21 protein-coding genes are annotated in these 24,036 nt (G+C 40.5%); 16 read left to right on the forward strand and 5 right to left on the reverse strand.

Features of this window, described 5'->3' with window-relative positions:
• Window positions 1–432 precede the first annotated feature (432 nt).
• A complete protein-coding gene (locus G628_RS0113020; RefSeq protein ID WP_155833816.1) occupies window positions 433–696 on the reverse strand; it encodes a hypothetical protein in 264 nt (87 codons plus the stop codon).
• Between the two features lie 265 nt (window positions 697–961).
• Between G628_RS0113020 and G628_RS0113025 the strand changes: the two genes are divergently transcribed.
• The 4 genes from G628_RS0113025 to G628_RS0113040 all read left to right on the forward strand — a co-directional run bounded on the left by G628_RS0113025 (window position 962) and on the right by G628_RS0113040 (window position 4,078).
• Entirely contained in the window at window positions 962–1,243 is a 282-nt protein-coding gene (locus tag G628_RS0113025; protein WP_026656737.1) for a type II toxin-antitoxin system RelE/ParE family toxin, read from the forward strand.
• Window positions 1,244–1,294: 51 nt separating this feature from the next.
• Window positions 1,295–1,597, forward strand: coding sequence for a HigA family addiction module antitoxin (locus tag G628_RS0113030; protein ID WP_034462160.1), 303 nt, complete (start codon window positions 1,295–1,297; stop codon window positions 1,595–1,597).
• A gap of 159 nt (window positions 1,598–1,756) precedes the next feature.
• Window positions 1,757–2,917, forward strand: coding sequence for a hypothetical protein (locus G628_RS0113035; protein WP_027209324.1), 1,161 nt, complete (start codon window positions 1,757–1,759; stop codon window positions 2,915–2,917).
• 81 nt (window positions 2,918–2,998) lie between these two features.
• Window positions 2,999–4,078, forward strand: a complete 1,080-nt coding sequence (locus G628_RS0113040; RefSeq protein ID WP_027209325.1) for a glycosyltransferase domain-containing protein — start codon at window positions 2,999–3,001, stop codon at window positions 4,076–4,078.
• Window positions 4,079–4,081: 3 nt separating this feature from the next.
• Here G628_RS0113040 and G628_RS17470 read toward each other — a convergent pair whose 3' ends face one another.
• Window positions 4,082–5,035: a hypothetical protein gene (locus G628_RS17470; protein WP_034500971.1), complete on the reverse strand. Its 954-nt coding sequence runs from the start codon at window positions 5,033–5,035 to the stop codon at window positions 4,082–4,084.
• A complete protein-coding gene (locus G628_RS0113050; RefSeq protein ID WP_027209326.1) occupies window positions 5,032–6,225 on the reverse strand; it encodes a CgeB family protein in 1,194 nt (397 codons plus the stop codon). The genes G628_RS17470 and G628_RS0113050 overlap by 4 nt, the downstream gene beginning before the upstream one ends.
• Window positions 6,226–6,470: 245 nt before the next feature.
• Here G628_RS0113050 and G628_RS0113055 point away from each other — a divergent pair, with 245 nt between their 5' ends.
• Window positions 6,471–7,292 (forward strand): flagellin, encoded by an 822-nt coding sequence (locus G628_RS0113055; RefSeq protein ID WP_026656742.1) that lies wholly within the window; start codon window positions 6,471–6,473, stop codon window positions 7,290–7,292.
• Between the two features lie 96 nt (window positions 7,293–7,388).
• Here G628_RS0113055 and G628_RS18280 read toward each other — a convergent pair whose 3' ends face one another.
• Together G628_RS18280 and G628_RS0113065 are read right to left on the reverse strand one after the other, a co-directional pair.
• Window positions 7,389–8,711, reverse strand: coding sequence for a glycosyltransferase family protein (locus G628_RS18280; protein WP_051199207.1), 1,323 nt, complete (start codon window positions 8,709–8,711; stop codon window positions 7,389–7,391).
• Between the two features lie 16 nt (window positions 8,712–8,727).
• Window positions 8,728–9,930: a CgeB family protein gene (locus G628_RS0113065; protein ID WP_027209328.1), complete on the reverse strand. Its 1,203-nt coding sequence runs from the start codon at window positions 9,928–9,930 to the stop codon at window positions 8,728–8,730.
• A gap of 125 nt (window positions 9,931–10,055) precedes the next feature.
• Between G628_RS0113065 and G628_RS18285 the strand changes: the two genes are divergently transcribed.
• From G628_RS18285 to G628_RS0113120, 11 genes are all read left to right on the forward strand, one after another.
• A complete protein-coding gene (locus G628_RS18285; RefSeq protein WP_051199208.1) occupies window positions 10,056–11,111 on the forward strand; it encodes a glycosyltransferase family protein in 1,056 nt (351 codons plus the stop codon).
• 48 nt (window positions 11,112–11,159) lie between these two features.
• Entirely contained in the window at window positions 11,160–13,559 is a 2,400-nt protein-coding gene (locus tag G628_RS18290) for a glycosyltransferase (RefSeq protein ID WP_051199209.1), read from the forward strand.
• Between the two features lie 39 nt (window positions 13,560–13,598).
• The gene (locus G628_RS0113080; RefSeq protein WP_027209329.1) at window positions 13,599–14,288 is read left to right on the forward strand and encodes a ribulose-phosphate 3-epimerase; all 690 of its coding nucleotides are present in this window, start codon (window positions 13,599–13,601) and stop codon (window positions 14,286–14,288) included.
• 5 nt (window positions 14,289–14,293) lie between these two features.
• Window positions 14,294–16,336, forward strand: a complete 2,043-nt coding sequence (locus G628_RS0113085) for a LicD family protein (protein ID WP_027209330.1) — start codon at window positions 14,294–14,296, stop codon at window positions 16,334–16,336.
• A gap of 27 nt (window positions 16,337–16,363) precedes the next feature.
• Window positions 16,364–17,440: a glycosyltransferase gene (locus G628_RS0113090; protein ID WP_155833817.1), complete on the forward strand. Its 1,077-nt coding sequence runs from the start codon at window positions 16,364–16,366 to the stop codon at window positions 17,438–17,440.
• 92 nt (window positions 17,441–17,532) lie between these two features.
• Entirely contained in the window at window positions 17,533–18,312 is a 780-nt protein-coding gene (gene rfbF, locus G628_RS0113095; RefSeq protein WP_026656752.1) for a glucose-1-phosphate cytidylyltransferase, read from the forward strand.
• Window positions 18,313–18,314: 2 nt separating this feature from the next.
• Complete coding sequence (locus G628_RS0113100; RefSeq protein ID WP_027209332.1) at window positions 18,315–20,156, forward strand: thiamine pyrophosphate-binding protein; 1,842 nt, start codon at window positions 18,315–18,317, stop codon at window positions 20,154–20,156.
• A 41-nt stretch (window positions 20,157–20,197) separates the two neighbouring features.
• On the forward strand, window positions 20,198–20,878 hold the full coding sequence (locus G628_RS0113105) for a ribonuclease domain-containing protein (protein WP_242827231.1): 681 nt from the start codon (window positions 20,198–20,200) through the stop codon (window positions 20,876–20,878).
• A gap of 3 nt (window positions 20,879–20,881) precedes the next feature.
• Window positions 20,882–21,157 (forward strand): barstar family protein, encoded by a 276-nt coding sequence (locus G628_RS17485; RefSeq protein ID WP_027209333.1) that lies wholly within the window; start codon window positions 20,882–20,884, stop codon window positions 21,155–21,157.
• 33 nt (window positions 21,158–21,190) lie between these two features.
• Window positions 21,191–22,459 carry an SLC13 family permease gene (locus G628_RS0113115; RefSeq protein ID WP_026656755.1) on the forward strand — a complete coding sequence of 423 codons (1,269 nt, stop codon included), beginning with the start codon at window positions 21,191–21,193 and terminating at the stop codon, window positions 22,457–22,459.
• 298 nt (window positions 22,460–22,757) lie between these two features.
• Window positions 22,758–24,026, forward strand: coding sequence for a M18 family aminopeptidase (locus tag G628_RS0113120; RefSeq protein WP_027209334.1), 1,269 nt, complete (start codon window positions 22,758–22,760; stop codon window positions 24,024–24,026).
• The last annotated feature ends 10 nt before the right edge of the window (window positions 24,027–24,036 follow it).

Raw genomic sequence — 24,036 nt, forward strand, 5'->3', positions numbered from 1 at the left:
TTTCCAATGAGAATCAATACTTGAGCGATTATATCAAATGGAAGGGGCTTACAGAGGATTTTGAATACTTCAAAGCTCATGCCCATAAGGTTCATCTTGATGAGGACCTGCCATTCGAAAACTATGTATTATAACTAAAGTAACTCGGGGAATGCTGCTATTGCGGTGTTCCCCATAACAAGAAACTTGGTGGTAAACTTTTTCGGTAGCGTTAGTGGTAAACTTTTTCAGTATCGCTACTGGTAAACTTATTCACCAGCGAAAAATGGTCAAATGGTAAAGTTTTTCGCTAGCGAAGTGGTAAACTAATTCGGTAGCGAGTGGTAAACTTTTTCATTGACGTTTACAATGTAGTGTAGAACGGTAAAATGGGATTTTTGTAAAAAAAGAATAGGCCTGAATTGAAGGATCCAATTCAGGCCAAGTACTCACTTATTCTTGTTTATTATGTTCACTTTGTAATTTAGAAATTTTAGAGTGCTTTTCAGCAATCTCAGCTTTTTTTTCAGCGATAAGTTTTTCTTTTCCGGCAATCTCAGCTTCTTTTTCAGCAATAAGCCTTTCTTTTTCGGCAATCTCGGCGTCTATTTTAGCGATAAGTCTTTCTTTTTCAGCAATCTCAGCATCTTTTTTAGCAATCTCAGCTTTGCATTTTTCTTCAGCATCAGTATAACCTGCGGTATACTGAGAATTCATCTGCTCTCTGTAACGACGCTGGCCTTCAAGAATATATTTTTCTTGATCGGCGTAATTTAGTTCGAATATCAACTTTTCTACCTCCTCGATGTCAGGATGATTCTTGGCAAAAAATATGTAGTTAAATTGTAGCACATTTATACCGAATTTATCAGTATATAACCGGAATCTATTGTGGATAAAGGACAGAATATATATATCATAAGTATTTTTGTATACTAACTACCTGTTTGACATGCACATGCTTTGCGTGTATAATATAATTATGATAAAGACATTTGCTGACAAAGAAACTGAAAAGGTTTATAATCAGTTTTTTTCAACAAAATTGCCACAGAATATTCAAAGAGTTGCCTTAAGAAAATTGATTATGATTGATAATGCTGAGGGCGTGGAGGACCTTAGGATTCCTCCTTCCAACAGGCTTGAGAAGCTTGTTGGTGATAGGGAAGGACAATATAGTATTAGGATTAATGATCAGTATCGGATATGTTTTGTTGCTGATAGAAATAATTTTTATAATGTTGAAATAGTTGATTACCATTAAATGAAATTATTGTTGCGATGTATGCGTGTGTTTAATAATAGGAGAGTTGTTATGGGAAGATTTATTGAAGCTCCAACGATGAGTGAAATATTGTATGAAGAATTCATGGAACCGTTAGGAATATCTGCTTATAAGCTGGCACAGGCTATTCATGTTCCTGTATCAAGAATTCAAGATATTCTTCATGATAGAAGGAAAGTGACTGTTGATACATCTCTAAGATTGGCGAGATTTTTTGGGGTGTCGGATCGATATTTTTTAGACATCCAAAATGATATAGATATAAGAAATCTTAGAATATCTATGGCGGATGATATTAAAATGATTCATCCGTATAATACAGCGGTGATGTAAGTGAAAAAACGAACGAATTAGTAGGTCTGAGTTGAGAAAATCAATTCAGACCTTTCTTTCAACTACTGCATGCTTTTTAAATTATGGTATTATATTTATACAAGAACATGTCGAAAAACCATATAGATATTTCTGATATATAACAGGAGATTTTGGTTTATGAAGATGCAAAGAATGAAGACAACTGCATTATTAACAGGGATTTGTATGGTGGTTATGTCGATCATCAGTCCTGCCTATGCATTGGCGGTTGATACGGTGACTCTTCCGCTTGAAGTATATGGGAAAGATGTGGTGTCTGTAGCGCTGCCTGCCATCAGCGAAGGCGGTGAGTCTCCTTTTGATTTTGTTATAGATCCGCAGGGACTTATTTTTGCGACCGATGCAGCCAAGTATGGTGGAGGAAAGGTCGAAGAGGGTGCAACGATACTGTTTAGGAATCATGAAGGAGAATATGATTTCTCAAGGCGAAGTGACAGCCTTACGGTAAAAAACAGAAGTAACGTGCCTGTCGTTGTTACGGTAACGGCAAGTATAGAGGATCTCGGAGACATAGAGATTGCCGGAAGTACAGACTTTGGTGATTCTGATGTTTGCGGTATGTATCTTGCCGTTGTGGATGATGAGGGTAATGAGAAGCCTATTTCGGAGGGCGGTGAAATATCGATCAGTACCGAAATGCGCAAGGCGCCTGATGATGCTTATGTTTACAGGATTGATGAGGAGAACGGAAGTTATTCTTACGAGCTTTCAAGGTCTCCTGAAGAGATAGATTTTGATTCGTATTCTTTTGGACTTACCGGATATTGTAATCCCAACGGAAACTGGCAGGATATTTCAGTACATCCGGTTGTAAGGGTTACTTGGAAGGTTGAACCGGTACTGTCCGAGGAAGAAGAGGAAGAGCCTGAACAGCAGGAAGAGCTTGAAGAAGCCGCAACTGCAGCAAGCAGTGAGCAGACTGAGGAGCAAGAGGAGGCCAAAGAGCCTGAATCTGATACTTCTGAAGCCGGAGTAAAAGAAGCTGAACAGAATAACTCCGAAACTACGGAGCAAAAGACTGACGCAGCGTCTACCGGAGCTTCGGTTGCAGAAAAAAGACCTGTTCTGGGTGAGCAGGTAGATACTGAGCAGGCGAGTACAGCTGCAAGCGTGAGCGCTCCTGTAGAAGAAAAAGCAGAGGAGAGATCTGAGGATGAAGTGACGGCAAAGCATGACGCTGAATCTTCTCGCGAACAGGAGAACACTGACACTTCAGAAAGCATGCAGCCGCCGGCATATGAAGAAAATGCTACAAATTCAGCTTCTGATGAACAATAAAAATCTAGAGACAAAGTTGTCGGCTGATTACTGGAAGCGACTTGATTGCTAATATTTATTGATTACGTTTTGGAGAATTATATGCATAATGCGGAACTTATAAAGCAGATTAATGAAATACTTGCATATATCTGTAATAATGCTGAAAATATGGAGGAAGATGCTGTAAGAGAAAGCTTCTTATCTGTACATAAGACGCTTTGCGATAATTTGTTATGTCAAGAGAATAAAGATGTGTTGAATATGCTGTACAAAGCGGTTAATGAGAACATCAACTATATTGATGGATTAAGAATATTGGCGATGGATGCGATCATAAAATACGCATGTGCCGACGGAAGTGGAGAAATAACCAAGGAAGTTGAGGATAGTCTCAAACTTGCGACAAGTGAACTTGATAAGAAAAATAAGCAGATTGCCAATGTGATGGACTATGTCAGTCAGATTGACTATATCAGAACACGTTATCATTTAAGATATGCAGAGTCTTTGGATAAGTTCAAAGGAAAAGGTGTTGTTTATACCGTTATAACAGGTGACTATGATGCTATAAATGAACCTGAGGTTGGAGACTCAGAGCTTTCATATATTCTGCTGACAGATAAGGAAAGACCTGATTACAATGGAAGATGGGAAATAAGGATAATCGACAATCCGGACAATCTTGACAACGTGCGCTTTTCAAGGTATCCCAAGATGTTTCCGCATATTTTTTTTCCGGAGTACGACTATTCTGTGTATGTCGACGGATCTATTGCACTGAAGAAAGACATCAGAAGCTTTATAGATACCTATAGTAAAGATTGCGGAATGATCTGTTTTCCGTATTTTAGTTCCAAAAGTATAGTTGATGAAGCGAAGCTGCTGGTTGAGCGTGGAAAAGCAGACAAGGCAGTACTTGATAAGCAGATAGAAAATTATATGGTAAGCGGCTATACATCAAAGGGATATATAGCGGAACTTGGCTGCATAGTAAGGGACCACCATGATGAGGCACTTAAGAAAGTGATGCAGGATTGGTGGGATGAATATATGGCCTATGATCACAGAAGGGATCAGATTAGTTTTGATTATGTATGTCAAAAAGACGGATATTTATTTGATCTGTGTGACCTTTCGGTATATTTAAATCCTTGGATGGAAATAAAAAAGATACATTAGTACTTAATTCTTTTTGCACCATTCAAGGAACTTATCACAATCTTTTTCAAAAGAGCTCTTTTCTGATGCAATCATTTTTCTGTAATCTGCAAATTTATCCTGATGTTCTTTGAAGTTATCGCAAATATCGTGAAGAAGCGAATCAAGCTCATCAAGTGAATCAGCGGGGGCTTCAAATTTGTAGTTATCCGGAATCGGAACATCTTTAGAAAAGGCGGCAGCGCCTTTTTTGTTTGTGATTACGCAGCAGCCGTTTGCAGCGGCTTCTCTGGGGATTCTGTCTTTACCCGGATGCTCGCCAAAGTCTACATAAATCTTGCTATTCTGCATCATAAATACCATATGTTCAACATCAAGACCTGTAAGTGCGATCCACTTAAGCCAGGAAGCTTTATCTATAAGAGGTTTTAGTTCGTTATAACCTTTAGCCGGATTGTATAGCGCAATATCCTGTCTTAGATGTGCGGGAAAAAGAAATTGCCCATGAGCATCGTTTATATAGTCGGATAAGTACATCCCGTTGGCATTCGGAATTTTACTCTCTACATAGTCCTTGGAATAATAAGATTGATATAGATGTAGGGAAACTTCATTTCTTATTTGGCTTAGGTTTGATTCTTTAGTAGAAATGATATAGTTATCTACACTCATCCACCATAAAACTTTTTTTGCATTTTTGATAAAAGGAAGAGACAATGTAAGCCCTTCGGGAAATACAAATACGTTATCGGGAGTATCGGCAGCAGCATAATCTGAAATGTGTTCGGTATCATATATCGCATAAGCTTCAGGTGCAGGAACATCTGCACCTAAATCCTCTCCGACAGGGCGATTCAGATCAACATATATCATAAACGCCGTACCCGGTGAGAGCTCGTTTATTCTGTGGCACATCTGATGTGCGAGCTCAGGACCTCCGCTTGTTCTGTTTGCAGGTGCGAGAATGTATACGTTCATGAATTGTTCTCCATGTTTTCCATAATGGTTTTGATAATCACAATGACTCTGTGAAGAACTGTGTCTTCCGCGCAGACTTTCTTGTAACCGTTTAGTGCGATTTCTTCACGTTCTTTATCATGAGTCAGGTAATAATTGGCTTTTTCTATCAGCTCATCGTGAGAACGGTATGTCTCCAGATGAACGCCGGGAGTCAGGAACATATCAAGTTCCGGCTGATAATTGGTCAAAAGAAATCCTCCGCAGCCAAGGATATCCCATATTCTCTGAGGAAGTCCCGATCTTATAGACCTCATTGTCGTATTGAGATTGATCTTGCTTTTCTTGAATATCACAGGCATATCTGTAAATGATTTGGCTAAACCACGTTTACGTACATGCTTAGATAAAACTGTTGTGTCACTTCCCGTAAAAAGGTTGAGATTAAAAGGCTGTATATTATCTGCAAGAAAATTCATAAGTTTTATGCGTTCCATAGCTGTAATGTGATAACCAATATAGTCATCAATTGCAATCTGCCTGTCTAGATTTCTGATACTAAGCGCTGAAGAATAGAAATTTGGATCGGTATCCTTTAAACACTGTATTTCGTTATCGGTAATGGTATTTTCGATATATTCAAGCCCGTATATGCTTTCCTGGAGCTGACACTGCATTTTTTCTTCAAGAGAAGTGCTGATTTCCGAAGGCAAAGATAACTCGCCGTACGGATCTTTTTCTGTATAAAGAGATCCTATAAAAGATACATCATAGTCATAACCTGTAGTATCGCCTATTGTAGCATCCAGTCTGGCTGTTGCGGCACCGAGCGGCAAGTGGAAGATACAGCTTGGGTTAGCGTCTTTTATAGATTCATATTGTTTTTGGTCGAAAAGAAAAACTCTGTTATAAGGGCTCTTGATCGCATTATTGTATATTTCAAGAACGGGGCAATCTACTGAAACGCAGACGTAAGGAAGTTTGATCCTTTCACATACCATTGCAATAAATGGAAAAAAATTTATAGAGAAAACGAATAAAGGCTTATGATCAGCAATGAGATTACCAAGATGGGCAATCTTGCTGTCAACATAAAGGGTGTTTTCCGATAATCCCTGTTTGTCTTCAATTATTGTTAGGCCGACAGCTTTTAGTGCGTCAATATAATCGGGCTCACATATGCTGTCATATCTGTAAAATATTATATTCATAAATTCATTCTACCATAAATGGGATAATTATGATGTTATGTGGACGTTTTTGGATAAAAAATGTTGTTTATAAAAAGTTTATACATTATTTTTTAAAAAAGGGGTTATTTTTTTAGATTTATAGTCGATAATAAAAGTGTAAAAACAAAACAGAGATGGTTTTTAGGCCAGCACTAAGAACTATTTCGAAACGAGCAAACGAGTGGCAAGGATGCCACCGTACAAATTCAAGGAGGAATTATATTATGGTAGTACAACACAACATTACAGCAATGAATGCAAACAGACAGCTTGGAATCACAACAGGAATTCAGGCTAAGTCAAGTGAGAAGTTATCATCCGGTTACAAGATCAACAGAGCAGCAGATGATGCAGCAGGTCTTGCAATTTCCGAAAAGATGAGACGTCAGGTTAGAGGTCTTACACAGGCTTCAGCTAACGCTCAGGATGGTATTTCTGCAGTTCAGACAGCTGAGGGTGCTCTTAACGAAGTACACGATATGCTTCAGAGAATGAACGAGCTTGCTACAAAGGCAGCTAACGACACTCTTCAGACAACAGATCGTGAGTACATCCAGTCAGAGCTTAATGCACTTACAAACGAGATCAATCGTACAGGTGCTGCTACAGAGTTCAACAACCAGGCTCTTCTTGATGGAACATTCAAGAATAAGAACATTCAGGTTGGATCTGAGACATCTGCTGAGAACCAGATTAAGATTGACATCGATAAGATGACTGCAACCGGATTGGGACTTAGCGCAGATGTTACAGGAACTGATGCTACGAATGCAAAAGAAACTATCGACAATATCAAGGGATGCCTTGAGAAGGTTTCAAAGCAGAGATCTGATCTCGGTGCTATCCAGAACAGACTTGAGCACACAATCAAGAACCTTGATAACGTTGTTGAGAACACACAGTCTGCTGAATCTGCTATCCGTGATACAGATATGGCTACCGAGATGGTTAAGTATTCTAACAACAACATCCTTGCACAGGCTGGACAGTCAATGCTGGCTCAGGCTAACCAGACAAACCAGGGTGTTCTTTCACTTCTCGGATAATCTTAGATGGTTCACAAGAAAACTTGGTCATTTGCATAATTGCAACTACCAAAGGGGGCTCCGGAAACGGAGCCCTTTTTCTTTTGAAATTTCTTATTAAGATTTGTATTTGTCTATATACAAAAGTCTGTATTTATTATATAGACCAAGTTTCATTATTCCGTCGTCGTGTGCTGCCCAGGGAGATGACTGATTGGACACAACAATCTTGTAACCGAGTTTCAGATATTCGGTGCACTGGGAAATATCGTAAAAATCAAAACCGTCAAAGATATCATCTCGCCATTCTATTCTTTTGTTACTGATCATAAGAAATCCATCTATTGCTTCAACCGAAGTAATCGCTTGAACTGTTTTTTGGGGATTATAGTCATATGACAGGTTATCAGGAGATAAAGAATATAAATTTCCGACTCTCTTGTCATGCCACATGACCGCATCCGGTGGAAGCGCAGGACTTCCTACAAGGCCTATCATTCCGACAGCGTTGTCAGATTCAAAAATATCAGCAATTTCATAAATGAAAAACGGGTTCAATATACAGACATCTTGGTGAAGAAAAACGTTTATATCGGCTCCGCTTTTGGATTGCCCCATGTTATATCCTTCAGCCATACCTGATGCGTCGCTTATTGAAATCGTTTCTACTTCAAATCCTGCGGGGACAAGTAATTTATTTATGTAATAACAGCATTCGTCGTACATAAGACTGTTATTCACGCAGGTTATAAAACAGATCTTTTGGGGATGGTTGTATGAACGATCCGGATGATAAATCTTTTGCTTATTTATTGGAATATATTCATATTTTTTTTCGGAAAAAGATTTTATCAGCAGGGCTTCATTTTTGTAGCCCGATTTTTCGTAGTAATGCGAAAGTTTTTCTGCAACTGCGAATTTATTACCTGTGCACGATTCATCCAGCATCTGAAGAATGTAAAAAAATGAAGGATTTATATTCAGAATGTTGCCAAAAAATGCGTAAGTTTCATCTTCAGGGAAGCACATCTGTATTCTCCTGAATAAATAAAAAGTCATCTGCTTTAAACTAACGTAGTCATCTACAGAACCTATAAGAGAAAAAATATTTCCCTGTATCCCTGCGGATTTTTCTGTCTGATAGATTATATGGGCGGACAAGAATCTGTCGAAGTCGGTAAAAATCTTAGACAGTTTGTGGTATTCATATGATTCGCAAATGCTGCATATCTCTGCATAAGCAGTATCTGTGCGCTCCGAAAGAAGAGAGTTTATTTTATCCAGTAACTTTTGATGAGAGAGCACATCTTCACTGTATCTTTCTGAAAAGATTTCATAGTCTTTGGCGGTATCAGCCATCATCTCACGGCGCCCTGATTCTGTATAATTGCCGTTACTGTCTTGATATTTTGTTATATCTATTGTAGGGCGAAGTATCATAAGTAATTACCTCGTATTAGACACTCTTTACGATGTCAATTATCTGTCCTACACGTACATCAAAGGAGTGCTCTTTTTGAATTTTGTAATGGGCGTTTTGAGCAATCTGCTTTCGCTCGGATTCATTTGCAAGATAGTAATCAATCTTGTTAAGGAGGTCTTTTCTATCCTCGTAATACACAAAGTCTTCTCCCGGAACGAAGATATTGGCGAGATCTACCTGATAATTGGACATAAGAAAACCACCTGCGCCGAGGATATCATAGGCTCTGAGCGGGATTCCCCTCTGGATACTCCTAAGAGTTATGTTGAGGTTGATCTTGCTAAGTTTGAAGATATAAGGCATTTCAAGAAAATAATCCGCTGCACCCATATTTTCAACGCCTTTTGGGCAGAAAGCCTTGTTTTGCCCGTAAGTATAGAGTCTCATGTCGTGGTGCGCACCTATCATTGTGAGGATTTCTCTTCGCTCGATGATGGTTGCCTGTCTGTTTATTATGTAATTTGCATAGAGGTATGCAGGTGTTTCGGCGCTGTCGGGATAAGGATATATGTTACTTACTTTCTGGATCTCATCGACTATTTCCTGAGGAAGGCATTCTTCTATATAGTTTATTCCGTCGACCTGAAGCTGACCGCGGATAAGCCCGTCAATGTATCCGAGTGAATATGGGCTTAATTTGGGAGCAATCTCATCATAGTATTGCTTTCTTTCTGTATATAAGGAGCCGACAAAAGAGATGTCTGCCGAAAATTTTTCTTTTTCTTTTTTACCCGGAACCATTTTATCAAGGCGTCTTGTTGATGCGGCGAGAGGAAGGTAATGTACGGTTTTTATGCCGCCTAATCTGAATGTCTCGAATTCCTTGGAATCAAACATAAGAACTATATTACAGGGATTTATGACCTGACATGAGTAAAGGAAAACTTCCGGATTGTCATAGACCCAAGAGACATATTTAACGCCGTCAATATTGCAGACTTTGGAAACTACCGGCAGGAAATTAAATGAGAATACGAAGTCCGGATCTGTTGCCCTGATGGTTTTAAGAAAGTCTGCTTCAAAATCGGGATCGTTTGTTGCTTTTTTTTCTTCATAGGCATATGGATATTTTACTATTTCAAGATGATTTCCTTCACTATCCGTGTACTTTTCCAATGCGTCCAGCATGTCCATATTTGCGAAAAAAATTGATATATCAAGATAAAGAACTTTCATGTCAGTCCTCCAAAGATTGGTATTTGGTATAGTTATTACTATCATACCATTGGTTTAATTGAATGTGTGGGAATATTTAGGTATAATTTGATTATGATTTCGGGGATTTTGGGGGATTGCGGATCATGCAGGATAAAATTAAGATGGCTTTTATCGCCTGTGTAAACGATGACCGGGCGGCAAGTGAGTGTGCATGGTATATTGACAGGCTGAATGTGCCTGAAAACATGGAGATTGATTTTATCACTATCAAGGATGCCCCCTCGATGTGCGCCGGCTATAATGCGGCGATGAGATCTACAGATGCTGATTATAAGATCTATATCCATCAGGATGTTTTTATTCTGAACAGGGATTTTCCTATAGACCTGGTCAGAGTTTTTGAAGAAAATGCGCAATATGGGCTTCTTGGCGTAATCGGAGGTTTCCTTCCACCAAACGGATCAGGATGGGATCATTGGACTGTTGGCGCAACTTATGCGGTGAATGAAGACAAGAACCTTGACCTAAGATTTAAAAGGATGACGGAAGAGGCTGTTGTCGAGACAGATGCGGTTGATGGAATGTTTATAGCGACAAATGAGGACATTCCGTGGAGAGAAGACATTTTTGACGGATTTGATTTCTATGATTTATCCCAATGTGAAGAATTTAAGAGAAGAGGGCGCAAGGTGGGCGTGATAATGCAGGACGAGCCCTGGTGTATGCATGACTGCGGGCTGAGTAAGCTTACAAGTTATGATAGTTACAGAGAGAAGTTTTGCAATGAATATAGCGATAAATACAGATTTGATGAGTATTATACAGTGTCATCCGAAAAGGAAGAAATGTATAAGCTTGGATTGCAGTTTCTTGAAACGATTGAAGAAGCGCTTGGTATGGGCAATTACGAATTTGTATACAGAGTGCTTGCGGAGCTTAAGGATAGGCGGAAGCTTGATAATAAACTTAATGCTCTTATGGATGTAAGGGAGCTGTGCGAAATAAATGGCGGAGTCGTTTCTTTTTCACAATTTGGAGGAAGTGTCGGCGAAATAGTCGGAAGGCTTAATGAGTATAAGTTTCAGATGCGAAGGGCGGCTTTGGGAGATGAGAATGCACTGAATTTCTTAAGGACAGAACTTGATGCGGGCATGCTTTCGCAGCAAGGAATCGATTTTTTGAATAGAAGGTTTATGTGAATTTCTATAGGAGTTTATTCAGGCTTTGAAAGGAACTGATCATTTTATATGGATAAGACCGATATAGTACGTTCAATAGATGAAGCGCTTGGTAACAGAGATTTTGAGCGGCTCTTTCAGATAAGGGAAGAGTATGAGAAGGTAGAGAAAAACGATGCGGACCTTGCATATTTTTTTCTTGTTTATGATATGGAAAAAGAAATTACGGGTAATATTTCAGATGGGATAATAAGTGCGGCAGGGAACTTTAAAAATGCAGTAAGGACAATAAAAAAACTAAAGAGCTTCATGATAAGAAGCGAGTGGGCAGAGGAGTTTTCCGTGGACGATGCAGGCGATTATGCATTGTCTGTAGGAGCAAGCTCCAATGAGATACTTCTTTTACACAGTATTTGGACGAGAGACAGCAAAGCCGGTAACAACACGAATGATGCGAATATAAAGAGCAGGATATGCGAGGGTGATGATTATGCGCCTGAAAAGTTCGCGTTTATCATATGCTCCAATGATAAAGATGAATTTGATGAAGCAAAGTGGTGGATAGACAGATTATATGTGCCGGAGGGATGCGGTGTAGAAGTTCTTGAGATAACGGATGCAAGATCTATGTGCAGCGGCTATAACGAGGGAATGGAGTATGCAGCTTCACTTGGAGTAAAGTACAAGATATATATGCATCATGATGTTCGCATAATAAATCAATATTTACTGTACGATCTTATCGATATATTTAAGGACGAATCCATAGGTATGGTTGGAATGGTTGGACCTAAAGAGGTTCCGAATGACGGAGTCATGTGGTCTGACAGGCAGTATGGGAATATTGTTGAAGCAAGGATAAGCAAGATCTTAAATTACAGAGAAGACAATATAACGCTTGCGTATCCCGATAGTAAAAGCGTAGATGTGTCGCTTGTGGACGGCTGCTTTATTGCTACGTCCAAGGATATTCCGTGGAGAGAAGATATTTTCGACGGATTCGATTTCTACGACGCTTCGCAAAGTATGGAGTTTAAGCAAAAAGGTTATAGGATAATCATTCCATATATGGAAACGCCGTGGATATTTCATGATTTTGGTATGCCTGAGCTTGGAAGATACGATTACTATAAAGACATTTTTGTAAAAGAGTATTTACGGGAGAAGTCTTTATCTGAGATAGAAAGCGGGTTTAAAAAGAATTCCGAAGATTATGAGTTATATTATCAATTGGGAAATTATTATCTGAAGGAAAATCCTAATACGGCTTTTTTGTCTTATGAAAATGCATATTGTATGGCATGCAAGAAATATGGTGTTGGTAGCAATGAGGCAACTTCTATGAAGGATGTCTTATGTAAGAGTAAGATGTCGGGAAAGGTCAATGCAAGAAACGTTTCTTTTGTGATATTGTCATATAACTCTCTTGAATATACGAGAGAATGTATAGAATCTGTGCGCGCAAACTGCTATGATGGTGCGGTAGAGATAGTTGTGGTTGACAATAATTCTGGTGATGGAAGTGTCAAGTGGCTGGAAGAACAGGAAGATATTGTTTTTGTTAGAAATAAGGAAAATACAGGATTTCCGAGAGGCTGCAATATAGGAATAAAGGCAGCAAATCCGGATAATGATATTTTTCTTTTAAACAGTGATGCACTTATGCTTCCGAATTCTTTGTATATGATGCGCATGGCATTGTATTCTGATGAAAAGATCGGTGCATGCGGAGCTTCTACGAATAATGCATCGAACAATCAGGTGGTTAATATTCCTCTGAATACGGTGCCTGAATATACGGAATATGCGCGTGTTACCAATATTCCCGCCGAAAATATCGTTGAACTTAAGTCGAAGCTTGTAATGTTTGCTATGCTTATAAAAAGGGATGCATACGATAAGGTGGGAGAACTGGATGAGAGATATACTCCCGGTAATTACGAAGATGACGACTACGGAATGAGGCTTATGGAAGCCGGTTTTAGGAGCGTTATGTGCTGGAATGCTTTTGTTTATCACTATGGAAGCAAAAGCTTTGGAAAGATGTCCGATAAGTACAGAGAGCTTCTTGAGAGAAACAGGATTAAATTCATTGATAAATGGGGATTTACTCCCGAGAGAAGCATGCACTTTAAAGGAAAACATTTGGCTGAGATAAAAAGGAACTTTGATGAGAAGTTCAGTGTTCTTGAAGTTCAATGCGGTTTTGGAGAGATGCTTTCAAGAATAAAATTGATATATCCTTTTGCTGAAGTTAAAGGTATTGAAAGTTACGAAAAGATTGCGACGCTTGGTAAGAATAAACTCGATATTGAGTGTGTGGATCTTTTAAAAGAAGATTTTTCTCCGAATGAAAAATATGACTATGTGATTCTTGATACGTCGGTAATTGACTGTAAAGATGAAGAAGTTTGGAGAAAAAAGCTTTCACTGTATGTAAAAGATACAGGTAAGCTGCTTATTGGATGATTCGGATAATCGGATCATATATGAAATGCAGGGGGTATTATGAATAATTTTATGCTTACGGCGTCTATGATGTGCGCTGATTTTGGGAATCTTGAAAGGGAAGTCAGAGCGCTTGAGGCAGCCGGAATAGATTCTTTTCACATTGATATTATGGATGGTCGTTACGTTAATAATTTCGCCATGTCACTTTATGACATGATAGTAATTGCGCGTGTGAGCAATAAGCCTCTCGACGTGCATCTTATGATCGAACATCCAAGGAATAATATAGATCTTTTTCTAAGATATCTCAGAAAAGGAGATACCGTATATATCCATCCGGAGGCTGAGTATCATCCGTCTGCGACAATACAGAAGATAATTGATCACGGAATGCATCCGGGAATAGCAATAAATCCGGGAACAAGTGTTGAATCGGTAAAAGAACAGCTTCGTATAGTTGACAGAGTTCTTGTTATGGCTGTTAATCCCGGTAATGCCAGCCAGATGTTTCTTCCTTTTGTCGGTGAGAAGATTGATGTACTTCTTCATCTTCGTAAAAAGATGGGGTTTGAACTTTACTGGGACGGAGCGTGCGGAGCAGAGAGGATGCTTGAATATGCTCCCAAGAAAATGGATGGCTTTGTTCTTGGAACAACACTTCTGTTTGGGAAAAAAGCTGAATATGCTGATATCATACCGGCAATAAGGAAACTGGATTTTTCATATCTGAAAAAGGAGTCTGTGTAAATTAAATGATCAACAATAATTCCGATGAAATGAATATGGTACCGCTTGAAAATATCAGTTTTCCCGAGGCTTTTTTCAGACCGGAAGTCAGGAACGGTTTTTATATCTCTACGATGATGAAGCGCTATTGGGCGGGACAGCTTCAGATGCTGGCAGATATTGATAAGTTGTGCAGAGAACATGATATCAAGTGGTTTGCCGAATACGGTACTCTTATCGGAACGGTGCGTCATGGCGGATATATTCCATGGGATGACGATTTTGATATATGCATGCTCAGGGATGATTATGAGCGCTTTTTCGAGATCGCAAGAAAAGAATTACCGAGTGTCTATATAATACTCACGCTTAATGATATAGAGAATGAATATAATAATTATCTTGGAAGAATAGTAAACAGTCATGCTATTGATTGCAGCAAGGAGCATCTTGATTTGTTCAGTGGCTGTCCGTACACTGTGGGCGTCGATATTTTTCCGATGGACGGTGTATATAATGATGCGGAGAAAGAGAAGGAACGTCAGGAGCGTGTTAGGAGGATCATAACTGCACATGATGCGATTTCTGAAAAAGATTCTCTTGGGGAATACACAAATGAAATCGAGAACCTTTTAATAGATGTGGAAAAAGAGAATAACGTTCATTTTCACAGAGGCAAAAAGCTTTTGCATGAAATGGAAGTTCTCATAGATAAAATATTTATGGAATGTCCTGTATCTGAAGCTGATAATGTTGCTTTGATGCCGTTTTATCTTAAGTATGGTGATCACATTTTCCCCAAAAAGTATTTCCAAAGTTCTATTGATATGAAGTTTGAGAATACTATGCTCAAAGTTTCAGCTTACTATGACAGGATATTATCGAGTAACTACGGAAACTATATGGAAATACACAAAAGCGGCGGTATGCATGAATATCCCATATATATCAGTCAGGAAAATCTGTTGAAGGAAAAGTTGGGACACAATCCCTACAGATATACGCTTGATACCAATGAACTTTTGAATTCTGTCAAAAGATATATGGGCAGAATGCTTATGCCTGTGCAGGAAAAAGAAAAGATGACGATTGTGTTCCTTCCGTGCAGGGTGAAGTTGTGGAATACTCTTGAGGGGTTGTGGCACAAGTATAAGTCTGAAGGACACGAGGTGCATGTGCTTCCGATAAATTATTATGATTGTGATTATACGGGAAAGGTCGGGGAGATGCATGATGAGAGAGCTCTTTTCCCTGATTATCTGGGTGCTGAGGATTGCGAGAAGTTTGACTATGCGGGAATTCATCCCGATAAGATTGTGATACAGGTGCCGTATGATGCCTGGAATACAGCGTTTACCGTACATGAATTCTTTTATTCGGGGAATCTTTTAAATGTGACGGATGAGCTTATTTATGTGCCTTGTTATGATATCGACGATCCTGTCGATGACGATGATAAGGCATGTAGGTGTATAGAAATTCTTGCGGAGCAGCCTGCGGTGGTAAATGCGGATAAGGTTCTTCTTAAGTCCGAAAAACAAAGAGAGCTGTATCTAAAGAAATTAATTGGGCTGACAGGAGAAGAAACGAGGGCTTTCTGGGAGCAAAAGATAGATGTTTCGGATTTTGCTGCTGAGCAGGAATCTGATATAGATACCTTTACGAGCGATGAAGGCGAGTGGAATGAGTTTCTTGGTAAGTATGAAGGACGCAAGGTTGTTGTTTATTACTTTAGTATCAGCACTTTGATGGAGTACGGAGAAAAGGCGGTTGATAAATTTGAACGGGCGCTTCAGATTTTTTCAGAGCATACAGACAGAATGACTGTTTTATTTGTTCCTCAGGATTATCTGACGGCGAATCTTGATATTGTTGATGGAACAGTAAGAAAAAGGTATATCGCTTTTGTTGATAAGGTTAAGGATACGGAAGGATGTATCTATGACGAGGAAAACCGTTCGCTTCAGTTCATTGACAGGTGGAATGGTTACTATGGCGATTCGGGAGTGGTTGCCAGAAAGTGTGTTGATATGAAAATTCCCGTAATGCTCGAAGATGTGAATGTATAAACATAAGCGGGCGTTGAGGAGGTTTGTGTGTTTTCGTTTTCAGTGTGCATGATCGCAAAAAATGAATCGAAGAATATCGGGAAGTGCATTGATTCAATAATGCCTTTGGTAAAGTATTTTGACGGTTCGGAGGTTGTTGTCGTTGATACGGGTTCTTCCGATGATACGGCTGAGATAGCCAAAAGCAAAGGTGCTGTGCTATATAACTTTGAATGGACGGGAAACTTTGCAGAAGCACGAAATTATGCGTGTTCTAAGGCTGTAAATGATTATATTTTATCTGTTGATTGTGATGAATTTCTCGAGGATTATTCTACGGAGCTTGCTGATAAATTTATGAAAACAGTTATGGCAAATCCGGGAAAAATAGGGATGTCTACGATTGCAAGTACGTATGTACAAAATGGTGAAGAACTTAGATCACGCGACAAGATAGGACGTTTCTACAATAGGAAAGTGTACAGCTTTTTTGGCGACATACATGAGAATCTTCGAACTATAGACAGAGATGATGAAAACGGATATTTCGATTTGCCGCTTTCTTTTGATCACGTCGGATATGACACTCCGGAATTAAGAAAGAGTAAGGCTGAGAGAAATAAAAAGCTTTTGCTTAAGGCACTTAATGATAATCCTGAAGATCCGTATGTTTTGTTCCAGATAGGAAAATGCTGCATTGCAATGGAGGACTATAAAGAGGGAACAGACTATTACGAGCAGGTTATGGAACAGACGATAGATCCTAAGCTTTCCTATATTCAAGACATGATGGTTTCATACGGATATGGGTTAATGGCGCAGAAAAGATTTCCGGATGCACTGTGTCTTGAAGGGGTTACGGATCTTTTTGAAGGCAACGCGGATTTTATGTTTATGATGGGACTTATCTATATGAATAATGCTCTTTTCGACGATGCGACAGCAGCTTTTTTGAAAGCGACAAAAGCAAAGATCTATTCGGTAGAGGGTGTTAACAGTTTTAAGGCATATTATAATATTGGAGTTATAGAGGAAGTCAGAGGAAATATTTTAAAGGCAAAAGATTTTTATAAAAAGTGCGCCGGATATAGGCCTGCAAACGACAGGCTAAAGGCACTTGGTTAGAATGGACTACAAAAAAATTTCAAAAAGTAGTATATTACTGAGTATCAATTTGGTGGCACTATGTAACCCAACGGGAAGGAAAGAGAGATTAGATGAAAGTTGTAATTTTAGCGGGAGGTTTCGGAACAAGGATTAGTGAAGAGAGCCATCTTCGCCCAAAGCCAATGATTGAGATCGGGGGTAAGCCGATCCTTTGGCACATCATGAAAGAATATTCACATTACGGATTTAATGAGTTTATTATATGCGCGGGATACAAGCAGGAAGTTATAAAAGAGTATTTCGCAAATTACTATCTCCACAACTGCGATGTGACTTTCGATTTTGCAAACGAGAATAAGACAACGTTCCACTCACAGAAGGCGGAGCCCTGGAAGGTAACTGTTGTCGACACAGGATACAGCACCATGACGGGTGGACGTATCAAGAGGATAAGAGAGCATGTCGGAAACGAGGCGTTCTTCATGACCTACGGTGACGGCGTGTGTGACATAGACATGACAAAGCTCCTTGAGTTTCACAAGGAAAACGGCAAACTTGCGACCGTGACTGCGATTCTTGCCGGACAGCGTTTTGGTGTGTTTGACATTGATAAAGGTGATGGTTCTACCATTAAAGATTTCAGAGAAAAAGCAAGCATGGACGGCGCCAGAATTAATGGCGGTTACATGGTTCTTGAGCCCGGAGTTTTTGATTATATCGAGGGCGATGCGACATTCTTTGAAAAAGAACCTATGCACAACCTCGTAAAAGACGGCGAGATGGTCGCATACAAGTATGATGGCTTCTGGAAGTGCATGGATACGGCAAGAGAAAGAGATGAACTTACGGAACTTGTTGAAACAGGTAGAGCACCTTGGATAAGGTGGTAAATATGAGAGTTTCTGATTATATAGCAGAATTTTTGGTAAAAAAGGGCGTCACCGACTGTTTCACTGTAGTAGGCGGTGGCGCTATGTATTTGAATAATTCTTTTGGCCATACCAAAGGAATGACATGCACGCACTTCCATCATGAGCAGGGAGCGGCCATAGCTGCTGAGAGCTACTCAAGATATGACGGAAGAGTTGCGGCTCTTTGCGTGACTTCGGGCCCCGGCGGAACCAACGCGATAACGGGAGTGCTCGGAGGCTGGCTTGATTCGCTTCCTATGTTCGTAGTGAGTGGGCAGGTTCGTTATGACACAACAGTCAGATATGAGCATAAGCTCATGGGAAAAGAGTATGATCGCAAGGGACTTCGTTCTCTCGGAGATCAGGAGTACGATATAACCCGCATGACTGAGCACATGTGCAAGTACGCAGTTATGCTTGAAGATCCCGCAGACATAAGATATCACATGGAAAAAGCTTGGCATCTTATGAACGTCGGAAGACCGGGCCCTGTGTGGATCGATGTTCCCGTTAATTTCCAGGGCGCTGAGATCGATCCCGATTCGCTCAGAGGCTACAGCGAGGAAGAAGCAGCTTCTTATGAAAAAGAGACTCCGGAAGTTTCTGATGAAACAATAAACGAAGTAATAGAGATGGTCAAAAAAGCTGAGCGTCCCGTCATCTATGCAGGCGGCGGAGTGCGTATTTCAGGTGGTTTTGACGCGTTCAGAAAAGTTGTGGATAAACTCGGAGTTCCCGTTTGTACATACTGGAATTCAATCGATGTTATAGAAACAGATAATCCGCTTTACTGCGGCCGCGGCGGTAATATGGGTGACAGACCGGGGAACTTTGCAATACAGAATGCGGATCTTGTCATCGTCATAGGCAGCAGGCTTTCAATCAGACAGGTAGGCTACACATGGGGAACATGGGCAAGAGCTGCCAAGGTCGTAATGGTCGACATTGAACCTGCCGAGATGGAGAAACACACTGTTCATGTTGATATGAAGATTCACGCTGACGCAAAAGAGTTTCTTGAAAAGCTCTATGCGGCAGCAGATAAGTGTGGCGAGACTTACGTTTCTCCTGCCGATGCATGGAGAAAACAGTGCGTGGCATGGAAAGAAAAATATCCCGTTGTATCGGAAAGTCAGCTCCATACAGGCGATAACAAGGTTAATGTATACGGATTTATCAAAGCTCTTTCTGCGGCACTTCCTAAGGGAAGTCTTACTGCAGTAAGTAACGGTGCGTGTTGCGTAGCGGGCCACCAGAGCTGGGTAGTAAAAGAAGGCACGAGATTTATAATAAACAACGCGGTAGCCAGCATGGGATATGGTCTTCCCGCAGCGATAGGTCTTTGCATCGCGGCAGGAAGAAAAGAAACAATATGTCTTGAGGGCGACGGAAGTATAATGATGAACCTTCAGGAGCTTCAGACTGTTATCACAAACAAGCTCCCTATCAAGGTATTTCTCATAAACAATGAGGGCTATCATTCGATCAGACTTACTCAGAACAATCTGTTCAAAGAGTATTCAAAAGTCGGAATCGGCCCCGAGAGCGGAGATCTCGCATTCCCGTCTTTTGAAAAGATTGCGGAAGCGTTCGGTTATCCCTACAGCAGAGTGATCACGGGAAATGAGCTTGAAGATGCGATGAAGATGGCGGTAGATGCCGACAGTCCTGTGTTCGTTGAAGTTTATACCGATACTGAGCAGGTTTGGGCACCCAAGAGCTCGGCGCGAAGAGAGCCGGATGGAAGCCTATCAAGTCCTCCGCTTGAAGATCTTGCGCCTTTCCTTTCAAGGGAAGAACTTGCCGAGAACATGTATATTTGACGATCGGATGAAAAGTTATTGAATTAAAAAGAGGTATAGAAGTGAATTTTTTTAAGAAAAAAGGTAAGAACAGCGTTAGGATAGTTGCGTTTATAATGCTGTTGTTTATGGTTTTGACGACGGTTGGTTCCGGAATATTCGCAGCGCGCGGTATAACGGACGGCGAGGATGCATCCTCATATGATAACTCAGGAATAAGCGATATTTCTGCCGAGGATCTGTCGATTCTTTTTACTGACGGAGCGGGCAACGCGATAACTTTGGACGGTGATGCGCTTGCGTCCGATATTGTAAGTGAAGTGTCGGAGAGCGGTAATTCAGGAGAAGAAGCTTCAAATGCTGCGGGTTCCGATGCAGCGGCAGCAGGTGATAATGAGAAGGCATCTGCGGTTTCTGAAGACGGAACGTATACATCAAAAGATGATGTGGCTCTTTATATCCACACTTACGGCAAACTTCCTTCCAATTTCATCACTAAGAATGAGGCCAAAAAGCTTGGCTGGACAGGCGGAGGGCTCGATGAATTCGCCAAAGGAAAGTGCATAGGCGGAGACAGATTTGGCAACAACGAGGGAAAGCTCCCCGATGGAAAGAAGTACAAAGAATGTGATATAGATACGCTGGGTGCCGATTCAAGAGGAGCAAAGCGTATAGTTTACTCAGACGACGGAAGTGTGTATTATACAGACGATCATTATGAAAACTTTGAGCAGGTGTATTAAACTATGGAGAAGGTTTTTTATATTGATTTAGCAGAAATTGCAACGCCGGAGGGACTTCAGGCAGAGCTTGTAAAAGAGCTCCCTCTTCCGGATTATTACGGCCGAAATCTTGACGCGCTCTATGATGTTCTTACGGAGAGCGGCGACGGCTGGAATATTATTTTTTACAATGCCAAATTTGCACAGTACAGGCTCGGAAAATATTATGATGCGCTTTGCAGGCTTTGCAGGGAAGCGGCGGAAGATGTGCATGACCTGAAGATCAGGTTTTATATGTGATAAAAGTTTTTTCAACAGAAGGAGTAAAGAAACTTGAAAACTTTAGCCATTGTTTTATTTGTAATAATGTATGTTCTTATGGTGGTTCTGCCTAAGAAAAGAGCATACGTTGCGCTTTCTACGGCGCTTATTTTTGTGATCACGGGAATTCTTCCGTTTAATCAGGTGTTTTCGGCAATAGACTGGAACGTCCTTATGATGATCTTCGGAACCATGGTAATCGTTGATTACTTCATCGAATCCAAGATGCCCAATTACATTGCGGACAAGATTCTTAATGTTGCGCCGAATGTGTTGTGGGTTACGATATCGATGTCTCTTTTCTCGGGAATCATTTCTGCATTTATCGATAACGTTGCGACGGTTCTTATGGTTGCACCTGTCGGACTTGCTATCTGCAAAAAACTCAAGATCTCGCCGGTTGCGATGATAATCTGTATCGCGGTTTCATCAAACCTTCAGGGAGCTGCGACACTTGTTGGAGATACGACATCCATCATGCTCGCAGGAGCTGCAGGGATGGACTTTAACGATTTCTTCTGGATGGACGGAAAGCTTGGAATTTTCTTTGCTGTTGAGCTCGGAGCGCTTGCTACGGTTCCTATCATGATGGTTCTTTTCAGAAAAGACAAAGAACCCGTAAGCTCAGATGAGAAGACTGTTGTAACCGATTATGTTCCTACGATAATGATGCTTGGGCACGTTGTGCTTCTTGTTATCGCATCCTTTTTCCAGAATAAGCCTGAGATCACAAACGGTGTGATATGCATGGTATGCGGAATCATCAATATCATCTGGGAGATTTTTCTTTCAAAGGGAACAGATAGCATGTGGCATTCGCTCAAAGCAATCGACTACGATACTATGCTCCTTCTTGCAGGTCTGTTCTGCGTTATCAGCGGAATTACCAATGTCGGCATCATTGACGAACTTGCAAATATCATAGCCGATGCGGGAAAAGGAAATGTCTTTATGCTGTACACGGTTATAGTTTTCGGTTCTGTTGCAATCTCGGCGTTTATCGATAACATCCCGTATGTTGCGACCATGCTTCCGGTACTTGGAAGTCTGTCTGCCGTGATGTCGGCAAGTCCGCTTCTTTTGTACTTCGGACTTTTGATCGGTGCAACACTTGGCGGAAACCTTACACCTATCGGTGCTTCCGCCAATATCGCCGGTGTGGGAATGCTTAGAAAAGAAGGTTACGAAGTTTCTTTCGGTGATTTCATGAAGATAGGAGTTCCGTTTACATTAACTGCAGTGTTAGTGGGATATCTTTTCATTTGGTTTGTATATGCGTAAATCTAATATGATAAAAATGTAGTGACCATGAGGGCTTTCGACTATCCAAAGAGTCGGAGCCCTCTTTTTATGCGGTTTAAGAGGAATAGAAAAGTTCAAAAAAAATTTACATATAGTTCTATGAAAACTGCTTGATATATTGAGCCTGTGCGTGCTAGAATGTTAATGCTTTATTTATATAATTAATATGACGATAACAGGATGATCGCATATCTTTGAAAACAAATTTAGGCTATAATTATATTTGGTTGTAGTTTACATAAACTGCAATGAATATGATAAAAGGCGGAAAAGTAATATGAAGAATATAACAGAAAAAATGCTTGAGTTTATTGACGCATCACCTACATGTTTTCACGTGGTCGACAATCTTAGGAAAGAGCTTGACGACAGGGGGTACGTGGAACTGAAGGAATCTGAGGAGTGGGAACTTAAGCCCGGAAAGTTTTTTGTTACAAGAAACGATTCTTCTGTGATTTCTTTCAGGATACCCGATAAGAAGTTCAAAGGTTTTTATGTGATCGCAAGTCACAGTGATTCTCCTTCTTTTAAGATAAAAGAGAATCCTGAGATGGAGGAAGTTTCGGCATATGTAAAATTAAATACCGAGAAGTACGGCGGAATGCTCTGCGCACCTTGGTTTGACAGACCGCTTTCGGTTGCGGGAAGACTTATCGTGCGAGATGGAAAAGGCGGATTTGTATCAAAACTCGTAAATGTGGACAGAGATCTTTTGATGATACCTTCACTTGCTATCCATATGAACAGAGATGCAAACAGCTCAGCCAAGTACAATCCTCAGACCGATTGCATACCGCTTTTTGGAGATTTAAGCTCCAAGGGCAGTTTTTTTGAAGTGGTTGCAGAGGCTGCAGGGGTGAAAAAAGAAGACATCTTAAGCCATGATCTCTTTTTGTACAACAGGGTGAAACCCACATTTTGGGGCGCAAACAATGAGTACATCGCAAGTTCGAGACTTGACGATCAGGAGTGCGTATATGCCACATTCGAGGGATTTATTACAGCAAAAGAATCTGAGAATGTTGTTTTGCACTGCGTTTTCGACAATGAAGAAGTCGGAAGCGGAACCAAGCAGGGAGCGGATTCGACATTTTTGAAGGATACGCTTATCAGGATAAATGAAGGCCTTGGAAGAACGCAACAGCAGTATTTCACAGCTGTTGCAAACAGTTTCATGATCTCCGCCGACAACGCACATGCCGTACATCCCAATTACAAGGAAAAGGCGGATCCTGTAAACAGACCGCTTATGAACGGCGGAATCGTTATTAAATATAACGCAAATCAAAAATATACGACGGATGCGGTATCCGCAGCCACATTTAAACTTATTTGCGAGAAGGCGAATGTTCCCTATCAGACATTTACCAATCGCTCGGATATTGCCGGAGGTTCAACGCTCGGTAATATCTCAACATCGCAGGTTTCTGTTAACACGGTGGACATAGGACTTGCCCAGCTTGCAATGCATTCGCCCTATGAATCCGCGGGAAGCCGTGACCCCGAGTATCTTGCAGGGGTATCAAAAACATTTTACGAGAGCTGACTACAGCATC

It is taken from the genome of Butyrivibrio hungatei NK4A153, assembly GCF_000424465.1.
Taxonomy (GTDB): Bacteria; Bacillota; Clostridia; order Lachnospirales; family Lachnospiraceae; genus Butyrivibrio; species Butyrivibrio hungatei_A.